The 13,061-nt window shown below is 42.0% G+C and carries 10 protein-coding genes; all 10 read right to left on the reverse strand.

Annotated features, from left to right (window positions below):
- Positions 1–40: 40 nt before the first annotated feature.
- The 10 genes from SWH54_12440 to SWH54_12485 all read right to left on the reverse strand — a co-directional run bounded on the left by SWH54_12440 (position 41) and on the right by SWH54_12485 (position 12,762).
- Positions 41–1,201, reverse strand: a complete 1,161-nt coding sequence (locus SWH54_12440; GenBank protein ID MDY6792067.1) for an MFS transporter — start codon at positions 1,199–1,201, stop codon at positions 41–43.
- 12 nt (positions 1,202–1,213) lie between these two features.
- Positions 1,214–2,323, reverse strand: coding sequence for a metallophosphoesterase (locus tag SWH54_12445; GenBank protein ID MDY6792068.1), 1,110 nt, complete (start codon positions 2,321–2,323; stop codon positions 1,214–1,216).
- 156 nt (positions 2,324–2,479) lie between these two features.
- A complete protein-coding gene (locus SWH54_12450) occupies positions 2,480–3,319 on the reverse strand; it encodes a hypothetical protein (GenBank protein ID MDY6792069.1) in 840 nt (279 codons plus the stop codon).
- Between the two features lie 342 nt (positions 3,320–3,661).
- Positions 3,662–4,801: an aminotransferase class V-fold PLP-dependent enzyme gene (locus tag SWH54_12455; protein MDY6792070.1), complete on the reverse strand. Its 1,140-nt coding sequence runs from the start codon at positions 4,799–4,801 to the stop codon at positions 3,662–3,664.
- A 113-nt stretch (positions 4,802–4,914) separates the two neighbouring features.
- Positions 4,915–5,301, reverse strand: coding sequence for a hypothetical protein (locus tag SWH54_12460; GenBank protein MDY6792071.1), 387 nt, complete (start codon positions 5,299–5,301; stop codon positions 4,915–4,917).
- 203 nt (positions 5,302–5,504) lie between these two features.
- Entirely contained in the window at positions 5,505–7,172 is a 1,668-nt protein-coding gene (locus SWH54_12465) for a SidJ-related pseudokinase (protein MDY6792072.1), read from the reverse strand.
- A 3-nt stretch (positions 7,173–7,175) separates the two neighbouring features.
- Entirely contained in the window at positions 7,176–7,973 is a 798-nt protein-coding gene (locus SWH54_12470; protein MDY6792073.1) for an inositol monophosphatase family protein, read from the reverse strand.
- Positions 7,974–8,320: 347 nt separating this feature from the next.
- On the reverse strand, positions 8,321–9,256 hold the full coding sequence (gene prmA, locus SWH54_12475) for a 50S ribosomal protein L11 methyltransferase (protein MDY6792074.1): 936 nt from the start codon (positions 9,254–9,256) through the stop codon (positions 8,321–8,323).
- 49 nt (positions 9,257–9,305) lie between these two features.
- Positions 9,306–11,408 (reverse strand): PilZ domain-containing protein, encoded by a 2,103-nt coding sequence (locus SWH54_12480; GenBank protein ID MDY6792075.1) that lies wholly within the window; start codon positions 11,406–11,408, stop codon positions 9,306–9,308.
- Positions 11,409–11,577: 169 nt separating this feature from the next.
- The gene (locus tag SWH54_12485; protein ID MDY6792076.1) at positions 11,578–12,762 is read right to left on the reverse strand and encodes an enolase C-terminal domain-like protein; all 1,185 of its coding nucleotides are present in this window, start codon (positions 12,760–12,762) and stop codon (positions 11,578–11,580) included.
- Between the last annotated feature and the right edge of the window lie 299 nt (positions 12,763–13,061).

Below are 13,061 nucleotides of genomic sequence, written 5' to 3' on the forward strand. Positions count from 1 at the left end.
CGGGGCTTAGGCTTACCCGGGCGAGTTCTTATTTAGCGATTCATGTTTTAATCTTTTGTACGGCAATTAGTGAGATTAAAGCCATGGCCGCACCGCCGATAAAAGGGATACGGTAATTTATCACCCACAGCAGACCGCCGATGGCTGGCAGAAAAACGGCCGCAATATGATTGATGGTAAATCCCACGGCCATGGTGGGGGCAATATCCCGGGGATCCCCCACCTTTTGGAAGTAGGTTCGGATGGCGATGGAAAAGTTAAAAAAGATATGATCCAGAATATATAACCCGGCCACAATCATTTTGGAGTTGGCAAACGCATAGGCCAGAAAGACAAAAATCAGGCTAAGGTACTCCATGGACAATACCCTGCGCTCACCGAAACGGATAATGCCTTTACCGATCATGGGGCTTAAAAAATAATTGATAATGTTGTTGATCACAAATAAAAGGGTGACCTCCTGCAACGAGTAATGGAATTTTTGAACCATCAGTAAAACGGAAAAGGCCATAAATATCTGTCGTCTGGCTCCGGCCATGAAATACAGGAAGTAAAACAGCCAGTATTTTTTACGAAAAATCAGCTTTTTTCGCTGGGGGATAATGTGGGGGTCTGCCGGATGCTGGGCAAATCCCCACACGGCTGCGGCAACAATCAGCCCGCCAGTGACGAGGTAAAGCTGGGTAAAATTCAAAATGGGTGCCAGTAGAAAAATAAACAGCCCGATGCCGATGCTTGACGCCGCGGCCAGGCTACGCAGTTTGCCGGACACCCACGGCGACTCGTTTTCGTTGAAATACTGAAGGGTTAATGACATGTTGGTGGTTTCGTAATAATGAAAGCCGAAACTCATTACCAGGGTGGTCAGGGTTAATCCTGCAAAGGAAGGAAACAGGCCGGTAACAGCCAGGCCTATACCCAGAAAGAGGATGGACAAAACTGAAAGCCGGTGTTCTTTGATAAAGAGGATGACAAATACGGCCAGCAGGGCCAAAAAGCCGGGAATTTCCCTGACCGACTGAATGATACCAATGCGGTCACCGTCCAGGCTGGCAATCTCAACGGCAAAATTGTTAAACAAGGTGATCCAGGCCTGCAAACCTATCGTGGACGCGATGGTCAGTACCGCCAGAAACAGGTACATTGGGTTTTTCTTGACCTGATCTATACGCAGGGGTGGTGGCTTTGGTGTGGATGTCATTTGCATCTATATTTAAGAATTTCCCCTCAGGGTTGTTTGATGATTGGCTTTGCTTTGGTGAATCAGTTCGAAAACGGTAACCTCTGGTGGAGCCAGAAACCGCACTGGAGGACCCCATGTGCCGGTTCCCCTGCTTACATAAAGGTAGGAATTATTTTTGAGATTGATCAGCCCGCTGAAATTCGGATAGAACAATTTCACAATCAGGCTGAAAGGAAATATCTGGCCCTGGTGCGTATGCCCGGACAGCTGCAAGTCAAAAAGCCCCATCTCGTCCTCATTTAACCGTGGGCGGTGTTTTAACAGCAGGGTGAAATATTTCCGGGGAAGTTTCGACAGCAGGTCCTTGACAGAGACATTTGGCTCCAGACCGTGTCGTTTCCCGGCAGGGTCATCCACTCCGGCGATGTTGATAACTCCGGGTATGTTCATCCCTTCTCCACGAAGAACCCTGAAGCCTGCAGCTGTGGTGACTTTCAAGGCATCTTGCAGACCGGCGTAAAACTCATGGTTGCCCATGACGGCAAACTTGCCGTATTTAGCGGGAATATTGCGAATCAACCCGGCAAGCTCGGATAAGTTGTTCATTTGTCCGTCCACAAGATCTCCGGTTGAAACCAGGATGTCCGGCTTTTCCGCCTGTATCTGTTTTATAATCCGTTTCAACCGATGTTTGCCCACGATGAGACCCAGATGGACATCCGATATCTGAACTATTTTGAGTCGACCGATTTTCGCTGTAATCGTGTCGGTTTTGATCACCACTCGTTCCGTCCTTATATTGAGGGCTTCGAAAAAACCAACCAGGGTGATGCATACAGAGAGAACAAGAGGAATGTAAAAGCATTGGGCCTTGGATAAACTGAAACGAGAAAAATCCGCATGATATGCCCGCTGTATCGCTTCAAATATCAAGCGATAGGCATCAAGCGCCACCGCAAAGGAGAAAAACAGAAACAAAATGCCCATCCATACATACCCGATATAGGCCAAAAAACGGGCCGGGGTGACCAGGTCGTTTCTTTCCAGAATCCGAATAATGATCGGGGCGAAAATCATGAGGGCCATAAACAGAATCAGAGCCGTGTTTTCCCTCGGCCCAAGGGCCAGCGCGCGTTTCACCGATAGAAATCCGTAGAGATGAAGACCGCCGTATAAGCTTAAAAATACTGTTAGAAAGATGATCAATCGCATATTTTTCAATAAAAAATTTTACTTGTTCAGTGCGGGTATTATTTCGCCACCCGCATATGCCTTTGGATGCAGGGTTTAAAGCCCTTAATCAACCAGCCATGGCGGAAGATCTTGCACCTTTTTTCCGGCAAATATACAGGAATAGGGACAGGTCTCACACGTTCCCTTAAATCCGGGCAATACCGGTTCTCCTTTGATCGATTCGACCATTCTGATGGCATTTTTTACTCTGCTTTGTTCCCCTTCAACTATCAGGCTAACAGAACCGACGGCCTCACCGATGCCACCTGAGCCGATGTGGGTGGCTTCTACGCCGGCCAATATGTTAAAGGCTTCAATTTCAGTTACCACCACGGCGTTGGGAAGCTTGAATATGCCGTAATCAGCACCCATTGAATAATCCAGGGACTTGGCACCGGCAACAGATGCAGCCTTATCCACAGAAGGAACAAGTTTTTCCAATCCTACGGCCACAATATACTTCAGGCCCTGGGAGACCACCGTCCCAATGGTTGCCCCGACTGTTCCTCCGTCAAAGCCGGCAGAAATAACACCAACATTGCCCTGTGAGTCAATGCAGTTTGCCCCTTTGATCAGAACTGTTTCAACATGAAAATCCTGAAAAACTTCAGGAATTGTTTTATCGACTTGCTGCCCCTTATAAAGAATGATGGGAAAGGGTAATTTCCTTTTTGGTGGCAGATCGGTCACACACAACAGCCGATGGGAAACCGTACCTGCGGTGAATTCCTCCGGTTTAACATCCACCCCTGCCAATTCCTGGGCGACATATCCGTTGGTGGTACCTCCGTTTATCACAATGTAAGCTTTTTTCAGGGCAATTTTGACTTCTTCCATTTGAACGATCGCCTTTGCGATCAACCGCCGGGATTCGGCAGGTATAAGGGTAAAAGATGCTTTCATTTTCCAACCTCCATTTTTATTTTAAAGCGCTTATTGGTTAATTCGATCATGTGGTTTATATAGATGCCTTTCACCGCTCCGGTTCTTCCTGCTTCGCAGGGACTCGCTAAAGACACAGAGAACCCGCAGTTTAAAGTATTTTCTCCTTTGCCGCTGACCCCGCTCGTTGCGGGACAGGGACGCCGGCAAGAGAGAATCAATCAGCGTTTATATTGCTGCAACAATATGTTTTATATCAAAATAGATTCTTTGTGTGCTTTGCGGCTTTGTGGTGAAAATAAAGCATGATATGTAATCGTATTTAAGAATATATGTACTTAGGGTTCGCGCGAAAATATTTTTTCAGACTTTCTCAAGCACACGAATGACTTCATTTATCTGTTTCTTGGAATTATATACATGGGGAGAAAATCTGACTCTTCCCAGACGCTTGGCAGCCACGATCTGATTTCTTTTAAGATGGCTCATAACGACATCTGGATTGACTCCATGCTTTTCACAGGCCACAATTCCTGTTTGGTAAGATGGAAACTGGTTTGAAAAAACATTAAAGCCTATGTCAGTCAGCCCTTTGCTTAAGCGGGCGCTCAGTTCGAATATTCTTTCACGTACGGAAACAAACCCGATATCATACAAAAATTTAAGTGAAGCCTCTAAATATACCCAGTCATTGAAATTGGCGGTAGAAAAAGTGAATCGATCAGCCGATGGTTTGAGTTCCGATTTGTAAGGTAGATATTCTTCGGCCCCTACCACCGAATCCGTTCCGATAAATACCGGTTTGAGAAGCGGAAGTTTTTCTTTGGCAACAAAAAGAATTCCCATTCCCAAGGGGCCCAATAACCATTTCCATGCGGAAAAAGCCATGTAGGAAATGTTGTCTTTTTGGATATCAATGGGTTGCATCCCCACCCCTTGGGCACCGTCCACCACCAAATCGATCCCGTTTTCCCTGCACAGGGTCCCAACCTGATTTAAAGGAAAAGGCATTCCGGTGCACCAGTGTACAGCCGATAGTGAAACCACACGGGTTTTTTTAGTAATCGACCTTTCAAAGGCTTTAAAAAAGGCTTCAGGGGAGCTTTCCATGGGGGTAATGACGAGCTTTACCCCTTTTTCCTCAAGGTGTCTCCAGGGGTAAATATTGCTGGGGTATTCGTTTTCCAGCAGAATAACTTCATCTTCGCTGGAAAGATTCAGCCCGTGGGAAATAAAATTCATACCTTCAGCTGTGTTGTGTATAAGTGACAGCTCATCAGGAGAGCAATTTAACAGATTGCCCAGAATTTTTTTTATATTATGCTGAACCTCAGGATAAACGGCGGTCTCAGTCAAAACCCCCTTTTTAGCATAACCTTCGATGAATCGGGAAAGAGTCTTTACGATATGGTTTCCCGCAGGTGTGGTGCCGCAGTTGTTGAGCCAGATCATCTCTTTGTTTACCGGATATGCTTTGCAGATTGTATTCCAGTTAATCCTCATTCTGTTTCCTCTTCACAGATGAATTCAGGCTGCAACTGCGCCATGCCACCATTTATAGTAGACTTCATGGGTGTGTGACAGTCGAAGTAGTTCTCTGATAACTAACTGATATATCAGCGAATTAAATTTTTCATAACAGGAAGCTGAAGACTGGTAGCGTCAACCAGCCAGTTGCCTTTATCGTCTTTTTCGCCGTTGAGCTTTCCCTGTTTTAGCCAATCGTTTACGCCTTTTTCAGTCAAATAGGTCATCTCACTAAATTCGGTAACCGAAAATGCTTTTTTCGATCGGGTGGTTGTCTTCTTTGGATCTGCCGCAGTTTTTATCACCTTTGCCGGAGCTTTTGTTGCCTTTTTGGAGACTTTCTTCACAGGTGCTGCGGTTTTCTTGGCCTTTACCGGAGCTTTTTTGCTTTTTGCCGGTGCTTTTTTTGCCTTTACAGGCGCTTTTTTGGTTTTTGCCGGTGCCTTCTTGTCAGCGGGTTGTTTTTTTTTCGCCATAGTTTTTTTCCTTTCGCTTTAAATAGATGAAGTGGTTCACAGCTTGAAACTTGAAATGGGAAATTCGGCAGATTTAAAGAAATTCAAACCATGGTATGGAAAACGCATCTAATGAAACGTTTTATCTGAGCCAAATTTCCAATTTCTATTTTATAGTTTCAATGTTTGGTGAACGGTTACAAATTGATAAATATATTTTATTGTCAGGCAACGTACGCATTGTTGCTCATTTCCGATTTTTTTTCAACCCCGTCAATATTTTTTCCTTGTAGATACTTTCCAGCGATACATAATGCCGACATTGTTTCAACTGCTTCGATCAATTCAGGCAGGGAAATATCATGGTTAAATTCGCCAAGGTGGGGACCGCTCATGATGATGATATCTTTTTCTCCCTTTTGAAAATCATTGATTTCTTCATCAGAGTAGTTTCTATTTTTTAAAAACCGCTTAAATTCCGTATCCGTCATTTCCTCTTGATCAGCAACTCTGAATATTTCTTCCATATGACGATCAACTCCCATCTCTTCAATCATTCTCAAACTAAGTTCGTCGACGTTAAGAGGAAGCTCGCCGGTAAAATTTGTTTTTGTAAAAGCATGAAAATAATTTAAAAATATGCCCTGGATCAATTTTTTTAATAACGGTTTGGTGAAGAGATCACGGGTGTCAATGGGTTTACCGTTTTTATCGAAACCGATTCGGTTGATATCCTTTATGCGGAAATAACTGCCGGTTACCAGCAGCAGGCTTAGAAAATGATTGCCAATATGACGATAAATGTTATAGCCATTTAACGAAACGAAGTGTTCAAAATCCCTGATGCCTGTAAGGCCAAAATTGGGAAACAGGCAAGACTCCAGCCACCGGTCGAGTCTTCCAGCCCGAAACCATTCATAAACGCCCCGATCCCTCCTTCGGTTCCTTTGAACCCTGTTGTGGAAAAGCGGGATGGGCGCATAATGGATAATCCCTGTGGAAGTTAACTCGCCCAAAAGCCAGGCATTGCGGAAGATCACCTCTTTGAACCGGTTTTCAGTGAGTTGTTTTCCCTTGTTGAAATCGTTCGGATAGCTAAAATAGTCTTTGTGGGCAACAAAGCCTATGGCATATCCTTTCCGGTGAAAATCGATCTTTTCAGGTAATTTTGCAGGCAGATTTTTTATTCTGATGACATGGGAATTTTTAAACTTCATAGCCCGGGGGATCTTAAACTTAAGGGGGAAAGAATAATTTGCCAGATGAAGATGTTCCATCCAGAGGGATTCTTGGAGGAGGTCCTGGGGAGTGTCCTTATTTCTGGCAAATTTGAGTACGAGCATCCGGTTGGCACTATCAAGCGGAATGGCAAGACTTCTGCCGAAAAAGACAGGCGGCATACCATTGGTGGAATGATTGTTCGATATTTCCTGCCAGTTCACAAGTGGTATGCGCTTAATATCGGCATCCCTTAAGCTGGGTCCGCTGATATTCAAAGGAAAAGCTCCCAGGGTTTCAGCACAAGCCCTGTGCGCATATCCGGTGGTTGTTTTCAGGACATTTTTTATGGCGGAAAGAGCCATTTCGGCCAGGTATTTTGTATCGGAATGGATGATAATAGATCCAAGCGTTTCAGCCGCCTGTCGGAAAATAAAAAGGCCCTGTCGCTGTCCTGAATATTGAGGATCTTTCAGAAGGTCGTGTACGGTTGCAATGGTTTCCGGGTCAATTACGTCGGGATTGCTTTGGGAAAGGCTCTGCAGGTGGTACACTGCAAAATATTTTGTATAGTAATCGCTGACTTTATCTTTAATTTCTTTTTCCGAAAGCGCCTTTAGACGTTTAACATTGCTAATTTTTATATGTGTTGCAGAAACGTCGGAGCTGTTCATATTTCAGGAAATTTTTTGAAGATAATCCTTAAGTTGCGAAAAATTGTCCGGGTTGCCGACCAGAAGATGTCCTTTAATTCTTTCTCCGTTTAAATGCTCGTTCAGGAAAAATTCACTTCCATCGGTTTTAAATATTTTTCCTCCGGCGGATTCAATAATCACACGGGTAGCAGCAAGATCCTGGAAGGACTCATTGGTAATCACAGCCGCATCGGCACGGCCCATGGCAATATAACAAACATGAGCACTTGTGCATCCTAACGCTCTCATTTTGCCAGGGAAATTGGAGTTGTAATGATTGTGAAATCTTGAGTAAGTTAAAAGAAGGCTTTCGTCATTAAAAGCCTCCGAAGTTGAAATGTGTATCTTTTCGCTTCCCTGGAAAGCCTCTTTGCCGGCCTGGGCATGAAAAAGGTCACCGGTGGCAGGCATATAGAATGCACCGAAGACCGGCCAGAAATTTTCAATAAGCGCCAGCGACATTCCCCAAATGGGGATTCCCGCCTGAAAGTTGGCAACCCCATCTATGGGGTCAAAGATCCATAAATACCTGTTTTCTTCATGGGAGTAATCGGTAAGTTCCAGGTTATCCTTGAACACCAGATGCTCAGGGAAATGAGAATGGAGCTGATCGGAAAAAGATTCGGTCAGGCTGATTTCGGCCTCTGTAACAAGGTTCTCATCGAATTTAATATGGGGCTTACCTCTGCCGTAATAAGAAAGCGCTTTTTCCCCTAAATTATTAATCACATCCATTGCAAACATCGTTAAGTCTTTTATCCCATGATTTTTTTTCGCCACCAGTTACCTCCTTTTTTTAAGTGTTTAGCTAGAAGGTGGAAGGCTGAGGGATGAAATATATCAATCATCTCGCAACGCTCGAATTAAACCATTCAAGACCTTCTTTGTTTCGACAATCTTTGCTTCAAGCAGAGATGAATCTTGATTGTGAAAGAATTCTAAACGTTTGGACAAACTTAGCTGATAGTGCAGTTACCTCAATGAATCGATTTAGGAAACTCTGTGGTCATCTGACAAACCATCATTACCACCTCGTCGGCCAACACAAATGCCTTAAGTTTTGTGTGATCGCGCATGATTTGTCCCTAAAAGCTTTCTCCCTCTACTTTCCACCTTCAAACTTTTACCTACAATCTAATCATCTGCAAAACACCGACAATTGAAACCCATTCTTCCCGTTTAACTATTTCTTTAATTTTAAAACCGGATGCAACCATCTTTTTAATCACCTTGTCTTTGTTTTTTTCTATTATGCCTGAACAGATAAAGACACTTCTCTTTTTAAGAACACGTTTTATACTTTCCAGTAAAATCAATATGGTTTCTGTTAAAATGTTGGCAGCAACAAAATCAAATCTTTCAGTTACGTTATCGGTAAGAGTTCCGGGCATTAGTTTGAAATGTTTATTTTCTATTCCATTAAGTATTAGATTCTTTTCAGCAATGTCTATGGCAAGTTCATCATTATCTATACCGCAGACCTTCCGGGCGCCGAGCTTTGCTGCCACGATCATCAGTATGCCGGAACCGGTTCCGATATCTAAAAAGGTATCACCTTGTTTGATATATTTTTCTATCATCGAGATGCATAAGGCTGTGGTGGGGTGGGTGCCTGTTCCGAAAGCCATGCCCGGATCAATTTCAATGATAAGGTCATCCGGATTGGCATCATAGTCCTGCCATGAAGGTTTGATCACTATTTTCTGGGTGATTTTGAGCGGGTGGAAAAATTCTTTCCATGATTCAGACCAGTCCTGTTCGTCTATTGTACGGCAGATACTTTTGGATAATATCCCCCATTCCTTTTCAAGTGCGGATAGCTTTTCTTTTATAATTTTCAGATGTTTTTGGCTCTGTTTATCTTCCGGGATATAACCGGTGACTGAAATATCACCCGGACTGATTTTATCTTTATTTCCCCGTTGTTCAGCCGGTTTAATGTCAGGGTCTCCAACAACCACCCCTTTAAGCCCTAACTCATAAAATATGTTTGAAATAAGATCCGTGGCTAATTCTTTGGCAGGACAAGCAAAAATTACTTTTACTTCGATCCATTTCATCATTGAATTCTTATGAATGATTAGGCTGGATACCAATAAAAAATCATATATATTAAGTAAATCTCAACAGGCGATCAACATAACTGAAATACTCGTCTGAATTTTGTGTTCTTGAGATCCACAGATTATAAATTTTTTCAAAGGGAATTGCCTTTTGCTCCGCATATACAGCAGGAAAGAGAAGTATGGATACATTTTCTTGCCCTGTCTTTTCTGAAACCAATGAAAGCATCCAATAAAGCACTCCCCGGGAAAGCTCATCATTATCTAAAACAATCACTTTGGTGCCATTAGTAAGATCAGACAGATTTAAACCGATATCTGATATGTTTACCAGGACAATGGCTTTGAGCATTTTGTTCATCTTTAATGAAAACAAGTATTTTTTCCTCTTAAAACCGTACCTTTGATATTCTTTTACGAGCTCATCAAGATCATCCATTTCCGGCTCAAGGTCTAACGCAGACAACATGAGCCCTCCGGATTCGTGTTCGTAAAATTTTTCCAGTTCCACAAGGTCTTCACGCCGGGTCTCGGTCAATTCCCACTGTCCTGATACCTCATGTTTAATACTAGGTGTGTTTTCAAAATGAAAATAGGCAAAAGCATCTACTGAACATTTTTTTGGATTTTTTATATTCTTGGCAGCTCCTCCAAAAACCCGGTTAGCAAATTTATTATCGGGTCTGAAATAGCCTATAAGAAAACTCATATGGAGAGAATAAAGCCTGTGACAGTTATAAGCAAAATCTCCGAGCTGGTTCAATACAATAAGTCCCGCCCTGTTCAGAGCTGCTTTCCTGGCCGCATGGTGGTGAATCAACCATGTGTTGCTATAAAAACGTACCAGAGCCATATGGCCAAGAATGCGGCCCTTGTCCTGATATATGAAATGTCGGGCAATGTTTTGATTTTGGGTGTAAAGTTTTTCGTAGGTATCTTTGATTTTCGCTTTATTTTTTTGAATAAATTCATATTTGTTTGGATAAATAAAACCGGTTTCAAAAAAGAAGTCCCACAAATCATCCATGTCCACCCTGTTGCAAACATATGCATTGCTTTCTTTTTCATGATGCAAAATAGATAAAAGTTTCATGTTGTCTTCAAGTCGCATGTCTAGTACAGCAATGCCGCATTTGACCCGTATACCTCTTTCGTCTCCGCAGGAGATTTGTCTATATAAAACCTGGGCTTTACATTTGATCGATGACTTGTCTGCAAAGTTAAGCTCCACTTCAGGGATGATCATTCCGGGTAAAAGCACAGCCATATTCTCTTTTTCCTCAGCTGAAAAACCGGACCCCGATATATCAGTGGCTTTTAATCTGACCAGTTTTTTGGTAAAAGGATGCCTGAAGACAATATCAGGTGAAGGCATAATTTTCTGTCTTTTGCTGCGGTGATCTTTCTGCTGATATCTTTGTATCTGGCGCTCCAAAGGTTCAAGAATATATTGTCTCGTTTTACGCCCTCCGGTGCTTTTAATTATATTACATTCCCCACCGTATAATGTTTCACTCTCGTCGGATAAGATAATATTCACTTTAAGACTCTTATCAAGCCACTGAAAGGTCTGGGGAGGTACTGCTGTGAGTTCGACACAGAAAGACACAGCGTTGAAATCTATGAGGATCCCATAAAAAAATGAACTGTTCTGGATGAACTGAACATTTATCCCTTCACATGAATGTCTGGCAACTTTTCGATAACTGATTTCATAACATGTTTCAGGCAGTATAAAACTTATTCCCTTATTATTCATGCCGGACACTTCCGGTGTCACTGAAATAAGTTTAGTACCGTCTACTAGCGAAAAGTCTTTGAATTTATAGGAGTGTATTTTATTATCAATTCCATCTGTTTCCACCCAAACACAGTCCAACTGATTTCCAGAGCAGGGTTTTGGCATGGCGTGAAGGGAAATAGACAGATCATATTTTATGTGTTTAAAATTAATAAGGATGGTGCTATCTTGAAAGTTGATGAAGTTGAGTTTATTAATCAGGTATTCTTTAGTAAGCTGTTTGCCTGTTCCAATATTGCTTGCTTCAGCTGCTTGCGGGGTGGCTTGGAAAATTTCTTCCTTTTCTTGTAAAGTGATATCCGTGTTTGCATTGAGAATCTGAACGTTTTTTTTGCGAGGTCTTTCAGCCATATTTATCTTATACCTAAAAACAGAAAATAAGTATTGTCTAAGTAGATAAAAAGTAAATCATTATTTGTTTTTGCTATAACTCATAGGTTCAGCTTATAAATTATGACCGACTTATGAAACGGAATATTTCATTATCAACCCCTTAAGGTATTTCATAAATTAAAATAATTTATCTGTCAGGGTCCATACTATCAGGCATTCGGCACTGCATACCGAAACCGATGTTCCAGTTTTCCTTCGGTATTAACTTAAAACCTCGAACAGTTTCCAGATAATATGGATAACTTAAATCCAATATCCCATTTTGGCCGAATTTCAGAATAGGATCAACCGGCTCTTTTTCCACCAAGTAGTCTCCAAAAGCGCCTTCCTGGGCTATAAGACTATCCCCTGCTGCGTAAGCTGGAATGAGAGCCGCTCGTGTTAATAGCGATGTTTCCCCAACATGACAACCAACTATCATAGGCCAGCCCAGTTTTTTCAATTCTTCAATCAGTCTGAGCGCCCTTATAATCCCACCAACTCTTGAAACTTTAATATTTGCTATAAACTTTCCGGGGAGGTCTATGTAGTGTGATAAATCATTGAATGTGCAAAGACTTTCGTCCAGTATGACAGGTAATCCAGTGGCTAAACTGACCTTGCTTATATCTTCGGTATCATGGGAACCAACCATTTCTTCAATGGCAAATATTGGACAGTTCAATGCATTTAAATAATTTATCGCTTCTTCTGAGCGTCCTGCCCAAAAGTTATTTGCGTCTAAACGAATACGCACATTCCGAACATTATGATGTTTACACAAGTCTTTAAGTGCTTTTAATCTCTCTCTATCTTTTTCCAGTGAACCATTTATCTTGATTTTAAAATCCGAAATTCCGCGGATAATATACTGTTCTGCCTGATTAGTAAATTTCCATTTCTGATCGTCACCTAAAACAGCGGTGTATCGACCGCGATACCTGCAACCTTTCATGCCGACCAATGTTTCAACACTGCAATTCTTCTCCCGGGAAAACAAATCCAGCAACGCCATTTCTATTGCACACCAGGCTGAGGGATACCGGTCTATTAGATTACTGTTTTTTTCTGTCCACCTTATTATATCCTCAAAAGTATTGAAATTGACTTTTCCGGATGAAAAATTTTCCCGTGCCCATCTGACGCTTGATTCCAGATCATCACCAGCCACATAAGATCTAGGACAACCTTCTCCGTACCCGGCAATTTCATTTCTTTCCGCCTTAACCCAGACGCTTTCCCCTTCATTTCTGGTTGCAGACGAATGACGGACTGTAGTTTTTAATTTTACTCTAAGGGGTTGCACATCAATATGAATTGTATGGTCAGTCATATGGTTTTTCCTGTGGTTAATACAAGAAGTAGTCTAAACAACTTGTTTCAATTGCATGGAGGTTTTCTATTTATCTTTATATCTAATTATGATAAAAGTCCATAAAATATTTTTCTCAATATTATTCTTAAGCTTTTTTCTATCAACTTGAAATATTGTAATAAATCCATCCGCTTCTTATAGTTAGTGTCTGAACGACAATTGAAAACTGTTTGAATTTACGATGTAAAATCGCATAGAAGTAAAACGAAGATTTTCCAGAAAATGCATAATTTACTTGCATTGGCAACTCGTTAAAG

It is taken from the genome of Thermodesulfobacteriota bacterium (genome assembly GCA_034189135.1).
Lineage (GTDB): Bacteria > Desulfobacterota > Desulfobacteria > Desulfobacterales > JAUWMJ01 > JAUWMJ01.

Coding starts and splice junctions, on each gene's coding strand:
- SWH54_12440 (MDY6792067.1), bottom strand. CDS start 1,201: ATGACATCCACACCAAAGCCACCACCCCTGCGTATAGATCAGGTCAAG.
- SWH54_12450 (MDY6792069.1), bottom strand. CDS start 3,319: ATGAAAGCATCTTTTACCCTTATACCTGCCGAATCCCGGCGGTTGATC.
- SWH54_12460 (MDY6792071.1), bottom strand. CDS start 5,301: ATGGCGAAAAAAAAACAACCCGCTGACAAGAAGGCACCGGCAAAAACC.
- prmA (MDY6792074.1), bottom strand. CDS start 9,256: ATGATGAAATGGATCGAAGTAAAAGTAATTTTTGCTTGTCCTGCCAAA.
- SWH54_12455 (MDY6792070.1), bottom strand. CDS start 4,801: ATGAGGATTAACTGGAATACAATCTGCAAAGCATATCCGGTAAACAAA.
- SWH54_12485 (MDY6792076.1), bottom strand. CDS start 12,762: ATGACTGACCATACAATTCATATTGATGTGCAACCCCTTAGAGTAAAA.
- SWH54_12480 (MDY6792075.1), bottom strand. CDS start 11,408: ATGGCTGAAAGACCTCGCAAAAAAAACGTTCAGATTCTCAATGCAAAC.
- SWH54_12465 (MDY6792072.1), bottom strand. CDS start 7,172: ATGAACAGCTCCGACGTTTCTGCAACACATATAAAAATTAGCAATGTT.